General features: G+C 69.6%; 15 protein-coding genes. 4 read left to right on the top strand and 11 right to left on the bottom strand.

Annotated elements, in window-relative coordinates:
• Positions 1 to 96 precede the first annotated feature (96 nt).
• Entirely contained in the window at positions 97 to 906 is an 810-nt protein-coding gene (locus NAM01S_RS08310; RefSeq protein WP_067781907.1) for a nucleotidyltransferase domain-containing protein, read from the top strand.
• 39 nt (positions 907 to 945) lie between these two features.
• On the opposite strand, the gene NAM01S_RS08305 is transcribed toward NAM01S_RS08310, so the two are convergent.
• The 10 genes from NAM01S_RS08305 to NAM01S_RS08260 form a co-directional block, all read right to left on the bottom strand.
• Complete coding sequence (locus NAM01S_RS08305) at positions 946 to 1,152, bottom strand: cold-shock protein (RefSeq protein WP_067781904.1); 207 nt, start codon at positions 1,150 to 1,152, stop codon at positions 946 to 948.
• A gap of 155 nt (positions 1,153 to 1,307) precedes the next feature.
• A complete protein-coding gene (locus tag NAM01S_RS08300) occupies positions 1,308 to 1,514 on the bottom strand; it encodes a cold-shock protein (RefSeq protein ID WP_011210759.1) in 207 nt (68 codons plus the stop codon).
• Between the two features lie 221 nt (positions 1,515 to 1,735).
• On the bottom strand, positions 1,736 to 3,580 hold the full coding sequence (gene iolD / locus NAM01S_RS08295) for a 3D-(3,5/4)-trihydroxycyclohexane-1,2-dione acylhydrolase (decyclizing) (protein WP_067781901.1): 1,845 nt from the start codon (positions 3,578 to 3,580) through the stop codon (positions 1,736 to 1,738).
• Entirely contained in the window at positions 3,571 to 4,464 is an 894-nt protein-coding gene (iolB, locus tag NAM01S_RS08290) for a 5-deoxy-glucuronate isomerase (RefSeq protein WP_067781899.1), read from the bottom strand. The genes iolD and iolB overlap by 10 nt, the downstream gene beginning before the upstream one ends.
• Positions 4,461 to 5,366: a Cgl0159 family (beta/alpha)8-fold protein gene (locus NAM01S_RS08285; RefSeq protein ID WP_067781897.1), complete on the bottom strand. Its 906-nt coding sequence runs from the start codon at positions 5,364 to 5,366 to the stop codon at positions 4,461 to 4,463. Before NAM01S_RS08285 ends, iolB begins: the two co-directional genes overlap by 4 nt.
• Positions 5,363 to 6,319: a 5-dehydro-2-deoxygluconokinase gene (iolC, locus tag NAM01S_RS08280; RefSeq protein WP_067781894.1), complete on the bottom strand. Its 957-nt coding sequence runs from the start codon at positions 6,317 to 6,319 to the stop codon at positions 5,363 to 5,365. Before iolC ends, NAM01S_RS08285 begins: the two co-directional genes overlap by 4 nt.
• Positions 6,316 to 7,101: an ATP-binding cassette domain-containing protein gene (locus NAM01S_RS08275; RefSeq protein WP_067781891.1), complete on the bottom strand. Its 786-nt coding sequence runs from the start codon at positions 7,099 to 7,101 to the stop codon at positions 6,316 to 6,318. Before NAM01S_RS08275 ends, iolC begins: the two co-directional genes overlap by 4 nt.
• Positions 7,098 to 8,150, bottom strand: coding sequence for an ABC transporter permease (locus NAM01S_RS08270; protein WP_067782656.1), 1,053 nt, complete (start codon positions 8,148 to 8,150; stop codon positions 7,098 to 7,100). The genes NAM01S_RS08275 and NAM01S_RS08270 overlap by 4 nt, the downstream gene beginning before the upstream one ends.
• Before the next feature lie 11 nt (positions 8,151 to 8,161).
• Positions 8,162 to 9,160: a sugar ABC transporter substrate-binding protein gene (locus NAM01S_RS08265; protein WP_067781888.1), complete on the bottom strand. Its 999-nt coding sequence runs from the start codon at positions 9,158 to 9,160 to the stop codon at positions 8,162 to 8,164.
• Positions 9,161 to 9,172: 12 nt separating this feature from the next.
• Complete coding sequence (locus tag NAM01S_RS08260) at positions 9,173 to 10,069, bottom strand: TIM barrel protein (RefSeq protein ID WP_067781885.1); 897 nt, start codon at positions 10,067 to 10,069, stop codon at positions 9,173 to 9,175.
• A 277-nt stretch (positions 10,070 to 10,346) separates the two neighbouring features.
• On the opposite strand from NAM01S_RS08260, the gene NAM01S_RS08255 reads away from it, so the two are divergent.
• From NAM01S_RS08255 to NAM01S_RS08245, 3 genes are all read left to right on the top strand, one after another.
• Positions 10,347 to 11,348: a LacI family DNA-binding transcriptional regulator gene (locus NAM01S_RS08255; RefSeq protein WP_067782653.1), complete on the top strand. Its 1,002-nt coding sequence runs from the start codon at positions 10,347 to 10,349 to the stop codon at positions 11,346 to 11,348.
• Between the two features lie 42 nt (positions 11,349 to 11,390).
• Positions 11,391 to 12,404 carry a Gfo/Idh/MocA family protein gene (locus NAM01S_RS08250; protein WP_067781882.1) on the top strand — a complete coding sequence of 338 codons (1,014 nt, stop codon included), beginning with the start codon at positions 11,391 to 11,393 and terminating at the stop codon, positions 12,402 to 12,404.
• 144 nt (positions 12,405 to 12,548) lie between these two features.
• On the top strand, positions 12,549 to 12,839 hold the full coding sequence (locus NAM01S_RS08245) for a hypothetical protein (protein ID WP_067781879.1): 291 nt from the start codon (positions 12,549 to 12,551) through the stop codon (positions 12,837 to 12,839).
• Between the two features lie 22 nt (positions 12,840 to 12,861).
• Here NAM01S_RS08245 and NAM01S_RS08240 read toward each other — a convergent pair whose 3' ends face one another.
• Complete coding sequence (locus tag NAM01S_RS08240) at positions 12,862 to 13,071, bottom strand: hypothetical protein (RefSeq protein ID WP_253798532.1); 210 nt, start codon at positions 13,069 to 13,071, stop codon at positions 12,862 to 12,864.
• Positions 13,072 to 13,239: the final 168 nt, after the last annotated feature.

Raw genomic sequence — 13,239 nt, 5'->3', positions numbered from 1 at the left:
CTGACGGCGGTAGGGACTCACCGACGGCGGCGCCTCACCATGTTTCGGCCGGAAAATGAGCTGAAGCGCGCCTACCCTCGCGCATACGATCGGCCCATGTCGTTGCGCGCTGTTCCGGAGTCGATGGATCCGACCGTGGTCGGGTCCATCGACGCCGAGCTGGACCGGATCGAGCGCGACCAGCGTGTGCGCGTGCGCTTGGCCATCGAAAGTGGCAGCCGGGCTTGGGGTTTCCCCTCGCCGGACTCCGACTACGATTGCCGCTTCGTGTACGTGGCGCCGCTGGACACCTATCTGTCGCCGTGGCGGACGCGCGATGTGATCGAGACGCCGCTCGTCGGGCTGCTCGACGTCAACGGCTGGGATCTGGGTAAAGCGTTGCGGCTGTTGGTCAAAGGCAACGCGGTGCTGATCGAGTGGTTGATGTCGCCGATCGTGTACCGCGGCGACGCGAGCTTTCGCACCGACTTGCGGGCGCTGGCCGAGCAGGTCGCCGCCCGCGATCAGGTGGCGCGGCACTACCTGCACCTCGGCGCTCGGCAGTGGGAACTGTTCGACCGCAACCGATCACTGAAGAAGGTCTTCTACGCGCTGCGTCCCGCGATGGCGCTGCGGTGGCTGCGCGAGCATCCCGAAGCCGCGGTGGCTCCGATGCAGCTGCCGACGCTCCTCGCGCAGTGCGAGTTGCCCGCCGACTTGGTCGCGGCCGTGGCCGAGCTGACCGAACTCAAGTCGCGGACAAGGGAAATGGGCAGCGGAGCCGTACCAGCGCCGATCGCCAGGTTCATCGCGAGCGAATTCGACGGCGCGGCAGATGCTTTCCCGCGGCCCGGCGAGCGGGACCTGGGACGCGCACGGGCGCTGACCGCGGAGTTCTTCCGCGCGCAAGCACTGTCGACTCGGTAGACGCCGTTGGAAGGTGGCGGTCACGCGCCGGGGATACGCCTATTCGATGACCCGCACGGCGATCGCCTCCGGCCCCGACTTGCTTTGGCGCAGCTCGAACTCCACCCGCTGCCCGGCCGTCAAGGATCGGAACCCGGAACCCTGGAGATCCAGGTAGTCCACGAACACGTCCTTGCCACCACCGTCTTGGGCGATGAAACCGAATCCCTTTTCGGTGTCGAACCACATCACTGTGCCCAGAGCCATACGCCGCACCTTCTCCGAACGCGCAGAACCGGGGAAGGGTACAACGGCCGGTGCCGCTCGGTCCATCGTGCGCCGGTTCCGGCGAGTCCCACCGAGCCGAGAAAGACGAGAGGCCCCGCACCGTACTGGTGCGGAGCCTCGAAGTGCGTGTCGAATCAGGCGACGACGCGGACGTCCTGGGCCTGCGGACCCTTCTGTCCCTGGCCGATCTCGAACTCCACGCGCTGCCCCTCATCGAGGGACCGGAAACCCGAGCCGCTCACAGCCGAGTAGTGCACGAAGACGTCGGGACCGCCGCCGTCCTGGGCAATGAAGCCGAAGCCCTTCTCGCTGTTGAACCACTTAACGATGCCTTGAGCCATTTCATACTTTCTGTTGACGAGCCAGGGACTTGCATTGACACCCCGGTCTCGTAGATCCACAATGCCATCATCCGACGAATTTCTCCACATTCGGCCCCATCCACTGTGAGCTATTCAACGCTCATCGGGGTCTGTGTCTGTCACCTCGCATCCGGACCGGGTGTCGACCGCCCAGCGAACAGGTCTGTACACCGACGTACACGGCCGAGCATGCGAACGAGTCATCGCCCTCGCACATAGCGCAGCTGCGCGGGCTTGTTCGCATCGTAGTCGCCGCGGCCGGAAAGGTATTGCGGCACACCGACTTCCCACCATGCACCGGCCTCGGTCCAGTCGGCGGCCCGCGTCCGCACGACGACGACCGCCGGACGCGACGCCGCGACCGCGGCCGCCCGCGCTCGGTGGTAGGCGATTCGAAACTGGTCGGTACTCGTTGCAGCGAATACCGAGCAACCGAGCGCGGTGGCGTGCGCCGCGAAATCGACGCGCGGCGGGTCGGCGAGGGTGGTCCGACAGTCGGCGTACTGATTGTTGAACGCCGCGCCGCCCTGCCCCTCCTGGAGGCGCGCGATCACCGCGTAGCCGTCGTTGTCGCACACCACGGCGACGAACGGGTGCCCGGCGAAGGCCGCCGAGAACAGTTCCGAATTCAGCATCAGGTAGGAGCCGTCGCCGAGCAACGTGGTGACCAGACCGCCCCCGTGCGCCATGGCGGCGCCCCACGCTCCCGCGAGTTCGTAGCCCATACAGGAGAATCCGTACTCCACGTCCATGCTCGGTGTCCCGCCCGCGCCACGCCAGCCGCCGATCAGCTCGCCCGGCAGCCCGCCGGAAGCCGTCATGACGTAGTCCTCGGGCGTCGAGAGCTCGTTGACGATGCCGACGACCTGGGCATAGCTGGGCGTGCCCGGCGTCGGCGCGCGCAGCTTGTCGATCTGGGCGTCCCAGGTCTCGCGCAGCGGCGCGGCGCGGCACGTCCAGTCCGCTGGGGCGGTCCATCCGGACAGGTGTTCGCCCAGCTCGGTGAGGGTGGCGGCCGCGTCGCCGACGACCGGCAGCGCGCCGTGCTTGACCGCGTCGAAGCGGGCCGCGTTGATCGTGACCACGCGGACGTCGGGCGCGAAGGCCGTCCACGAGGCCGTCGTGAAGTCCTGCAACCGGGTGCCGACGGCGAGCACCAGGTCCGCGTCCGCGGCGAGCGTGTTCGCCGACGCGGAGCCGGTGATGCCGAGCGGGCCCGCGTGCAACGGATGGTCGTGCGGCACCAGGGTGCGGCCGGCGGTGGTCTCGGTGATCGGAATGCCGTGCCGCTCCGCGAATTCCACCGCGATCGCGCCCGCGCCCGAGTAACGCACGCCGCCGCCGAGCACCAGCAGCGGTCGCCGCGCGGCGCGTATGGCGGCGGCGGCCTCGGTCAGCGCCCGCACATCGGGGCGGGGACGCGGTACGCGGTGCTGCACGGGGGTGAACAGCGCGTCAGGGAAGTCGAAGGTCTCCGCCTGCACGTCCTGCGGCAGCGCAAGGGTGACCGGTCCGGCGTCGGCGGGATCGGTCAGCACCCGCGCCACCTGCGGCAGCGTCGCGATGAGCTGTTCGGGTCTGGTGATCCGGTCGAAGTAGCGGCTCACCGCGCGGAACGCGTCGTTCACCGTCGCGGTCGCGTCCCCGAAGTGTTCGACCTGTTGCAGCACCGGGTCGGGGGCGCGTCCGGTGAACGTGTCGCCGGGAAGCAGCAGCAGCGGCAGCCGGTTCGCGTGCGCGACGCCAGCGGCCGTCACCATGTTCAGCGCGCCGGGCCCGATGGAGGACGTGGCGACGCCGACTTGGCGTCGATGCGTGGCCTTGGCGTAGCCGACCGCCGCAAGCGCCATCCCCTGCTCGGTGTGTCCGCGCCAGACGGGCAGCTCGCCGCGGCGTTCGTGCAGCGCCGTGCCTAGGCCGAGGACGTTGCCGTGCCCGAAGATCGCGAAGACGGCAGGGAACAGCGGCACGTCCGCGCCGTCCAGCGTCTCCGAGCGCTGCGCGATCAGCCAGGACACCAGGGCCTGCGCGGTGGTCAGTTCCATGACGACCGCCCCTCCGGGCCGGTGACCGGGCAGCGCGGGTCGGGCTGCTCCCCCGCCCAGCCGTCCCGGATCCAGGCGTGCGCCGGATCGTCGCAGAAGGCCATCGACCGCTCGGGCGCCGGACCGGCCAGCACGTTGAGGTAGTACATCGGGTAGCCGGGCGCCGCGACGCACGGACCGTGGTAGCCGCGCGGCACCAGGAACACGTCGCCGTCGCGCACCGCCACGTTCTCGTCCACCTCGGCGTCGGCGGTGTAGACGCGGTGCAGGCCGAAGCCCTCGCGGGATGGGGTGACGCCGTCGCGGCCTGCGATGCGGAAGTAGTAGATCTCCTCGTTGACCACCTCGCACGCGCTCGCCTCGTCGTGCTTGTGCGGCGGGTACGACGACCAGTTGCCGTCCGGCGTGATCAGCTCGCAGGCGTTGAGCTTGTCCGCGTGCGCCCATACTCCCGGCACACCGAAGTTGTTGACCTGCCGCGTCGCCCGGCCCGCGCCCCGCACCTCGACCGGAACTTCTTCGGCCGGGCCGTATTTCGGCGACAGCCGCCGCCCGCATTTGGCCATGGGCATGGCAAGGACCGCGCCACCGGCGCTGGACAACGTCACCTCGGCATCGCGCGGTACGTACGCGAAGTCGGTGACGCGGGTGAAAACCGAGTCGCGCCCGCGCAATTCGAGGACGAGCGTGTCCGCCCGGACGACGCAGGAGCCGGACAGCGGCAGCACGAACGCCTCGTACTCGCCGGTGGACAGGGTTCTGGTCTCGCCGGGCGCGAGCTCGAGCACCCGCAGCCCGGTGTAGCGCCATCCGGCGTCCTCGGCGGTGAGCAGGACCGGATCTCGGCCGTCGGCCAGTGTCCCGGCCGGACGATGCAGTGTCATCGGGACTCCTTCAGCATTCGTGCCGCCCCGTCGACGGCGGCGGCGACATCGCCATCCGGCGGATAGAGCAAGGTGCGCCCGACCACAAGGCCGCGCACGACGTCGTGGTGCAGCGCGCCGCCCCAGGCGGCCAGGTCCGCCGCCGGATCACGGGAGGGCACACCGCCGAGCACGACCACCGGCAGCGTCGTGGCGTCCAGCACCGAACTGTCCTCGGGGGCCGGGATTTTCAGCCAGGTGTAGGCCGAGGTGACCCCGAGGCCCGAGGCGACCGTGATGGCCCGCGTGAGCGAGGGCGCGTCCTTGCTCATCACCAGCGCGCCGGACGCGTCCCGGTGGTACGGCAGCGGTTCCACCATCGCCATCAGCCCGTGCGCGGCGAGTTCCGACACCGCCTGCGCGCAGGCGTGCAGGGTGGGCACCGTGCCCGGATCCGAATCGACAAGGCGCAGCAGCATTTTGCCGCCGTCGAGGCGGTAGCGGACCAAGGCGTCGGCGTCGTAACCGGTGAACCTGTCATCGATCTCCCATTCGGCGCCCGCGAGGCCGCCGCGGTTCATCGAGCCGATCACCACCTTGTCGTCCAGCGCGTCGAGCAACAGCAGTTCCTCGACCACGTCCGGCGATCCGAGCACGCCGTCCACCGCCGGGTCGGCCAGCGCGATCAGCAACCGTTCCAGCAGGGTGCGCCGATCGGCCATCGCGGTGCGGTCCGAACCGACGCCGAGCGCGCCGCGCGCGGGATGGTCGGCGGCGACGAGGAACAGCGTCTCGCGTTCCGAGAGCAGGGCGGACCGCCGCATTCGCTTGGCGTAGGCCCGTTCGACGGCGGCCGGGTCCGTCGCGCGCACGCGCAGCAGCTCGGCCCAGCGCTCGTCGGTCAGGTGCGGAACGGGGTTCATCGGCACAGCAGCTCCTCGATCTCCGCGGCCGTCGGCATGGCGTCCGCGCAGGCCAGCCGGGACGCGACCAGCGCGCCCGCCGCGTTGGCGTAGACGCCGATGCGGTGCGTGTCCCAGTCGGCGAGCAGCCCGTGGATCAGCGCGCCGCCGAAGCCGTCGCCCGCGCCGAGCCCGCAGACCACCGCCACCGAGCACGGCGGTACGGTCCAGCGCCCGTCGGCGGTGGCCACGAGAACGCCCTCGGCGCCGCGCTTGATCACCGCCAGCCGGACGCCGCGCGCCAGCAGCCGATCGGCCGCCGCGTCGGGATCGGTCGTGCCGACCGCGATGCCGACCTCGGCGCGGTTACCGACGACGACGTTCACGTGGTCGAGCATCCAGCCGATCTCGGCGCGCGCGGTCGCCTCGTCCGGCCAGAACATCGGCCGATAGTCCAGGTCGAGGACCGTGTGGCCGCGCCGGACGCGGCGCTCCAGGATCGCGCGCTGGGTGCCGCGCGCGGGTTCGGCACTGACGCCGGTGCCGGTCACCCACAGCAGCGGCACAGCGTCGACGAGATCCCACGGCACGTCCTCGGGCGTGAGGGTGAGGTCGGGCGCGATCGGGGCGCGGTAGAAGAGCAGCGGCGGATCGGCCGGCGGGTTCAGCTCGCAGAAGACCACGGGCGTCAGCAGATTCGGCGCGGTGCCGACATAGTCCGCCGCGACCCCGAACTCGGTGAGCGCCGCGCGCACGTACGCGCCGAAGCCGTCCGGGCCGACTTTGGTGAGGACCGCCGAGCGACGGCCGAGGCGCGCGGCGGCCACCGCGACATTGGTCGCCGTGCCGCCCAACGATTTCGCGAACGACCGCACCTCGGCGAGCGGGACCCCGCTCTGCTCCGGATACAGATCGACGCCGACGCGGCCGATGGTCAGCGCCTCGATCGTGCCCGCCCCTGCGGACCCGGTCACGAGCCGATCACCCGCGCCAATTCGTGTTGCAGCGCGTCCAATTCGGCTCCGCCTGCCATCTGCCTGGTCAGCTCGGGCAGGTCGATCTCGGACTTCTCGTAGGAGCCGAGCACCGTGCCGCGCTCGAGCAGCAGGAAGCGATCACCGACGGGGTAGGCGTGGTGCGGATTGTGCGTGATCAGGACGACGCCGAGGCCTCGTTCGCGGGCCTGCACCACGTATTTCAGCACCACCCCGGCCTGTTTCACGCCCAGCGCGGCGGTCGGCTCGTCGAGGATGAGCACCTTGGCGCCACGATGCACTGCCCTGGCGATCGCGACGCACTGCCGCTGTCCGCCGGAGAGGGTGCCGACCGGCTGTTCCATGTCCTCGATCTCGATACCCATGTCGGCCAGCGCCTTTCGCGCGATCTCGCGCCCGGCGTTGCGATCGAGCAGCCGGAAAGGCCCGTATCCGATCGTGGGCTCGAAACCGAGCACGAAGTTGCGCCAGAGGCTCATCAACGGCACGACCGCGAGATCCTGGTACACGGTCGCGATGCCGCGATCCAATGCCGCACGCGGCGAATCGAATCGGACCCGCTCGCCCTCGACACGCAACTCACCCCGGTCATGCCGGTGCACACCGGCGAGGATCTTGATGAGCGTGGATTTGCCCGCGCCGTTGTCGCCGAGAACACAGGTGACCTCGCCCGCCCGCACCACGGTCGACACGTCGCGCAGCGCGACGACGCCGCCGTAGCTCTTGCCGATGTCGATCGTCTCGATCAGGGGGGCGGTCATCGGCGCACCCTTTCCGCTCGCTTCTGGAATCTGTTGTTCACCAGCACCGCGGCCAGCAGCAGCACGCCGAGGAACAGCATGAACCAGTCGCTGTCCCAGCGCGCGAACACGATGCCCTGGCGCGCCATGCCGAAGATGAGCGCGCCGATGGCCGCGCCGATCGCCGAGCCGAAGCCGCCGGTCAGCAGGCAGCCGCCGACCACGGCCGCGATGATGTAGTGCAGCTCGAGTCCGACGCCCTGGTTGGCCTGCACGCTGGCGAAGCGCAAGATGTTGCAGGAGCCGACCACCCAGCCCGCGAACGCGGTCCCCATGAACAGCAGGATCTTCGTCCGGTCCGCCGGGACACCCACCGCCCGTGCGCTGGTCAGCGAGCCGCCGACCGCGAAGATCCAATTGCCGAACTTGGTGCGCACCAGGATGATCGAGGCGATCGCGGTGAGCACGATCCACCACACCACCGAGGCCTGGATGCGCGCGTCGCCGATGTTCAGCGTGGCAGCGAACACCCAGCCCGCCGACTCGTAACCGTCCGCGGCCCGCACGCCGGACACCTGGACCGTGTCGGTGACCAACCGGGTGACGCCGAGGTTGAGGCCTTGCAGCGCAAGGAAAGTGCCGAGCGTGACGATGAAACTCGGTAGCCCCGTGCGCATCACGACCCAGCCGTTGAACGCGCCGACGGTCAGCGCGAACACCAGAGAGGCCAGCAGCGCGAACCAGACGTTCCACCCCGCGTGCACCGCGAGCAGCGCCGTGACGAGCGCGGTCGAGGCGGTCATCACGCCCGCCGAGAGGTCGAATTCGCCGCCGATCATCAGCAGCGCCACCGCGACCGCCATGATGCCGAGCGTGGACGCGTCGTCCAGCCAGGTCGCGATCCCGAGCGGACTGAGGAAGCGGTCGGTGACGAGCGAGAAGAAGACGAACACAAGCAGCGCGCCGAGGGCGGCTCCGATCTCCGGTCGCACCGCCAGGCGCTGTAGGCGGCTCGGTCCTTCGTCGCGGCCGGTCGGCGTGACCTCGGTGGGCTCGGTCGTCGTGGTCATGTTCGTGCTCCTCACCGGGTGCCCTGGGCGACGAGCGTGGCGACGGCCTCGACGTTGTCGGCGTCCACGAAGCCGGGGCCCGTCTGCACCGGCGCGCCGCCGCCGACCGTGTTCAGATTCGTGCGATACAGCTGGAGCAGCACGATCGGCAGGTAGCCCTGTTCGTACTGCTGCTGATCGACCGCGAACAGCAGCGCACCCGCCCGGATGGCCTCGACCACGTCGGTGTTCAGGTCGAACGTCGCCACCGTGGCGGCGGATCGCGATTCCCGCACCGCGTCCACCGCTCGGGCCGCGACCTGGGAGTTCAGCGTCAGCACGGCATCGATCGAGCGATCGGCCTCCAGCGCGCCCTTGATGCGGGATTGGGCGTCGGTGGGGTTGTTGATGTCGACCTGGAGCGTCGCGCCGTTGCCGAACGCGCGGGTCGCGCCGTCACAGCGCTGATTGGCACCGATATTGCCCGCCTCGTGGATGACGCACAGCAGCTTCGTGCGTCCGGCGTCGGCGAGCCGCCTGCCCGCCGCCTGGCCCGCCAAGCCCTCGCTCTGTCCGACGTGCGCGAACGCGCCGTACTTCGCGCTCTCGCTCTCCCCCGAGTTGATGGTGACCACCGGGATTCCGGCCGCCACCGCGCGCTCCACCGAGGGCCGCAGCGCCTCCGGGTTGGCCATCGAGACCACCAGACCGTCCACGCCCTGCGCCACCGCGTTGTCGATCAGCTTCGCCTGCTGGCCGGGATCGCCGGAAGAGTTGTATTGCACGGCGACGCCGAGTTCCTTGCCCGCGGCCTCCGCGCCGTTCTTGACCACGTTCCAGAAGGCGTCGCCCGCGCTCCCGTGGGTGACCACCGCGACGGACTCCAATTCGCCTGCGGCGACGGGTGATTGGGGGGTGCCGGCAACATCCGCACCCGGCCCGCTACAGGCGGCCAGTGCCGCTACGGCCGCCAGCGACAGGGCCGCGCGCAACGAGAATCTCTGGGTGGCAGCGACTCGTCGTCCGAACATCCGGCACGCCTCCTACCGTGACGCCGATGCGACGGCCAGGTCGGCGAGGTAGCGCAGACTGTGTTGCGCGTCGCGGCTTGCCGAGGTCACGGGGTCGGTCGGTCGCAGCGCGGTGTCCTGCTCGATGACGTACCAGCCGCGGTACCCCGCCTCGCGGACCGCGCGCACGAGTGCCGCGATATCGATGTCGCCCCGGCCGAGCGGTGCGTATAGCCCGCGTCGGACCGCTTCGCTGTATTCGATTGCGCCACCGTGCACTTCGGCGGCGATTTCGGCGCGCACGTCCTTGAGGTGGACGTGTCCGATGCGGTGCGGGTGCCTGCGGGCCAGATCGACAGGGTCGGTTCCGCCGATCAGCAGATGGCCCGTGTCGAGGCAGAGATCGAGGTCGGAGTCCGCGAGGAACCGTTCGACCTCGGCCTCGGTCTCCACGTGCGTGCCGACGTGCGGGTGCAGCACGGTGCGCAGGCCGTGCGCCGCGGCAAGATCGCGGACGGCCGCGGCGGTGTCCAGCAGGGTTCGCCACTCGGTGACGTCGAGTTCGGGGCGCGCATCGTAACCGTCCAGGCCGGTGGCAGCGGCCAGCACCAGGACCTCCGCTCCGGTGGCGGCGAACAGCGCGGCCGCCCGTTGCGCGGCGGCCAGCGCGTCCTCCGGTGCACGGTGCAGCGGCAGCGCGAGGAACCCGCCGACGGCGCGGATGCCGAAGCGGTCGAGCAAAGCGCGCAGCACCGCCGGGTCATCCGGGAGGTAGCCGGGTGGGCCCAGTTCGGTCGCGGTGATGCCCAACCGCGCCATCTCGGCAAGCACGGTTCCCGCCTCGAGCACATGGCCCCAGCCGGGGACTTCGCACACGCCCCAGGAGATCGGTGCGGCCGCGATGCGTAGCGGGTAGAGAGGTTCGGTCATCGTCTCTCCGACCTTCGAGGTGAACAGGTGCCCTCGCTTTGGAGCGCTCCAACTATGTAACGCAGGCCACATCGTGTCAAGGGGTGCGACTCCCGCGCGTTTCCGCGTCTCCACCTCGTATTTCTTTGCCCGGCACGGCAAGAGGACGCGGGGCGATCGTCTGGCAATGTCCGATTAGAGCGCTCCATTGATGCCGCGCCGCGCCCCGTGTAACGTCCGATCCGGCAGCCGGCGCGGCTTCGGCGAGCCGGGATTCGGAATGGCGGACGGAGGCGAGATGGCGCGACCGACGATGGAGGACGTCGCCGCACGCGCGGGCGTCTCCCGCGCGCTGGTCTCCCTGGTCATGCGGAATTCGCCCAAGGTCAGCGCGCACCGGCGCCGTGCCGTGCTCGAGGCCGCGCGCGAGCTCGGCTATCAGCCGCACATCATGGCGAGATCGCTGGCCAGCCGGACCTCCAATATCGTCGGCGTCCTCGTCTCGGATCTGCGCAACGCCTTCTTCGCCGACGTGGTGGAGGGGATGGACGCCGCCGCGCAGCGGTCGGGGCTCGAACTGATCCTGAACACCGGCCGCCGCAGTGCCGCTCGCGAGCGCACCGCGCTGGAGAGCCTGCTGTCGTTCCGGCCCGGCGGGATCATCCTGCTCTCCCCCGTGTTGCCCGCTGCGGCGATTCGTCAAGCGGCGCAGCAGGTTCCGCTCGTGTTGGTCTCACGCGGCTCCACGATCGCGGGCGTCGACACCGTCAACGACGACGGCGAACTCGGCGCGACACTGGCCGTCGACCATCTGGTCTCGTTGGGCCACAGTCGAATCGTGCACCTCGACGGCGGAGCCGCGTTCACCGCCGCCGCGCGCCGCCGCGGCTACCGCACCGCGATGGCGCGACACGGTCTGGAGCCGATGGTGATCTCCAGCGAACACACCGACTCGGCAGGCATGGCCGGGGTGCGCAAGCTACTGAAGATCTTCTCGCCCGGCAACTTTCCCACCGCGCTGGTGTGCGGCAACGACTTCAACGCGGTCGGCGCCATGTCGGCGCTCGAGGAAGCCGGACTGCGTGTGCCGCAGGACGTCTCGGTCGTCGGTTACGACAACACCTCGCTCGCCGCGTTGCGCCACATCGCACTCACCACCATCGACCAGCCGCGCGTCCGGATGGGCGAGCTGGCCGTGGAAGCGCTCGCCGAACGTCTGCGCGACAACCGCACCGACCCCGTCCGTCGCAGACTCGAACCCGAGCTCGTCGTCCGCGGAACCACCGCCGCGCCCGGCTGAAACATGAAGGCAAGCAATCGCATTCCTACCACAGGAGGATCGATGAGCAGCACCGTCACACTAGGCCTCGCGGGCGTCGGCCGCATCGGCACGGCGCACGCCGAAACCCTGCACGGGCTCCCCGGCGTCGACCGCGTCGTCGTCGCCGACCTCGACGCCACCCGCGCGCGCACCACCGCGGCCAAACTCGGCGTCGAGGCTGTTGGGGACATCGAGACGCTCCTCGCCGCCGACCTCACCGGGCTCGTCATCGCCACCGCGACCGATTCCCATCCCGCGCTGATCGCGGCGGCCATCGACCGCGGCATCCCGGTCTTCTGCGAGAAGCCGGTCGCCCGCGACATCGACGGCACGCTGGCCGTGCTCGACCGTGTGCGCGACAGCGCCGTTCCCGTGCAGATCGGCTTCCAACGCCGCTTCGACGCCGGCTACCGCGCCGCCCGCGCGGCCGTCGCCGGCGGCGAACTCGGCTGGCTGCACACCCTGCGAGCCACGACACTGGACCCCGCACCGCCACCCGCCGATTACATCCCCCGCTCCGGCGGCCTGTTCCGCGATTGCGGCGTCCACGATTTCGACATCATCCGCTGGGTCACCGGCCGCGAAGTCACCGAGGTCTACGCCCGCGGCGCCAATCGCGGCGACGAATTCTTCACCGCCGCAGGCGATATCGACACCGCCGCCGTCCTGCTCACACTCGACGACGGCACCCTCGCGACCGTCAACCTCGGCCGCTACAACGGCGCGGGATACGACGTCCGCCTCGAAGTGCTCGGCTCCCGAGGCAACGCCATCGTCGGCCTCGACGACCGCGCCCCGCTCCACTCCGTCGAACCCGACCACCCCACCTCCCCCTACCCCGCCTACCCCGGCTTCATAGAACGATTCCGCCGCGCCTACACCGAGGAACTCACCACCTTCGTCGCCGTCGCCACCGGAACCGCACCGAGTCCCTGCACAGTCGCCGACGCCCTCGAAGCCTTCTACATCGCCGAAGCCTGCGAACTCTCGCGCGCCGAGCGCCGGCCGGTCGCACTGACCGAAGTCCGCCGCTGAGTCCGCCTCCTGCTCGACCCGAACCGAGATCCAGGCGCCACGATCGAGAAGCGTCACCCGAACCTGTCGGACCCCACCGCCAAACTAGTGCTACCAAGGCAACCGCCCGCCAGACACCGGCGGGCCCGGATTACCGGGGGTCCCATGCTCGACATCGCGCTCACCGCCATCTCCATCACCTGCATCACCACCGCCTTCCTCACCCTCACCGCAGGCCGCATCACCGACTCCCTCGCCACCCGCGCCACCAAAGCCTCCGAATCCTGCTTCATCGGCGACACCATCCCCACCGACCAGTTCTTCGAAAACCGCCAGCGATACGAGCGACTGCACCGGATTACGGTGCGGTTGATGATGAGTGGGTTGGTGATGTTGGTTGTGGGGATCGCGGTCCTGGGGATTGCCGCGTGGCAGTTCAAGCACGCAGGCCGTTGAAGCGTCGCACTCCGTGCCGAGCCTAGCGCGATAGGCCGAAAACGGCCTCGTACCAATAACTTTCGGGCCTACGAAACCATTCGCCGATCCGCTCCGTATCAAACACGCGCAACTGCGACATGTCGACGTGGTACCGATGGAACAGGGATACGAGTTCGTATACGGATTCGTCATCGGCCGCAGCGTCGACTTCGATGTAGAGCGTTCGCAACTCACCTTTGTATGAACGCACGGCAGGAATCTTGTCGAGCCACTCGAAAAAGGCCGCTTCGTCGTACGACGACCCGTATCGAACGCCGATTGCCTCTAGCAGGATCTCGGTGTCGCTGATCTTCCGCCCGCCTTCACAGAACCGGATCGAAGACCCCCAATGCCGCCCAGGGAGCGCATCGAACTGCTC

Origin of the sequence: Nocardia amikacinitolerans NBRC 108937, assembly GCF_001612615.1 — a bacterium.
Taxonomy (GTDB): Bacteria; Actinomycetota; Actinomycetes; order Mycobacteriales; family Mycobacteriaceae; genus Nocardia; species Nocardia amikacinitolerans.
This window is presented reverse-complemented; position numbering and strand designations above follow the sequence as displayed.

What these genes read in the sequence shown, in the direction of transcription:
- NAM01S_RS08310 (WP_067781907.1), top strand. Translation starts at nt 97, where the DNA reads ATGTCGTTGCGCGCTGTTCCGGAGTCGATGGATCCGACCGTGGTCGGG.
- NAM01S_RS08305 (WP_067781904.1), bottom strand. Translation starts at nt 1,152, where the DNA reads ATGGCTCTGGGCACAGTGATGTGGTTCGACACCGAAAAGGGATTCGGT.
- NAM01S_RS08300 (WP_011210759.1), bottom strand. Translation starts at nt 1,514, where the DNA reads ATGGCTCAAGGCATCGTTAAGTGGTTCAACAGCGAGAAGGGCTTCGGC.
- iolD (WP_067781901.1), bottom strand. Translation starts at nt 3,580, where the DNA reads ATGGAACTGACCACCGCGCAGGCCCTGGTGTCCTGGCTGATCGCGCAG.
- iolB (WP_067781899.1), bottom strand. Translation starts at nt 4,464, where the DNA reads ATGACACTGCATCGTCCGGCCGGGACACTGGCCGACGGCCGAGATCCG.
- NAM01S_RS08285 (WP_067781897.1), bottom strand. Translation starts at nt 5,366, where the DNA reads ATGAACCCCGTTCCGCACCTGACCGACGAGCGCTGGGCCGAGCTGCTG.
- NAM01S_RS08275 (WP_067781891.1), bottom strand. Translation starts at nt 7,101, where the DNA reads ATGACCGCCCCCCTGATCGAGACGATCGACATCGGCAAGAGCTACGGC.
- NAM01S_RS08270 (WP_067782656.1), bottom strand. Translation starts at nt 8,150, where the DNA reads ATGACCACGACGACCGAGCCCACCGAGGTCACGCCGACCGGCCGCGAC.
- NAM01S_RS08265 (WP_067781888.1), bottom strand. Translation starts at nt 9,160, where the DNA reads ATGTTCGGACGACGAGTCGCTGCCACCCAGAGATTCTCGTTGCGCGCG.
- NAM01S_RS08260 (WP_067781885.1), bottom strand. Translation starts at nt 10,069, where the DNA reads ATGACCGAACCTCTCTACCCGCTACGCATCGCGGCCGCACCGATCTCC.
- NAM01S_RS08255 (WP_067782653.1), top strand. Translation starts at nt 10,347, where the DNA reads ATGGCGCGACCGACGATGGAGGACGTCGCCGCACGCGCGGGCGTCTCC.
- NAM01S_RS08250 (WP_067781882.1), top strand. Translation starts at nt 11,391, where the DNA reads ATGAGCAGCACCGTCACACTAGGCCTCGCGGGCGTCGGCCGCATCGGC.
- NAM01S_RS08245 (WP_067781879.1), top strand. Translation starts at nt 12,549, where the DNA reads ATGCTCGACATCGCGCTCACCGCCATCTCCATCACCTGCATCACCACC.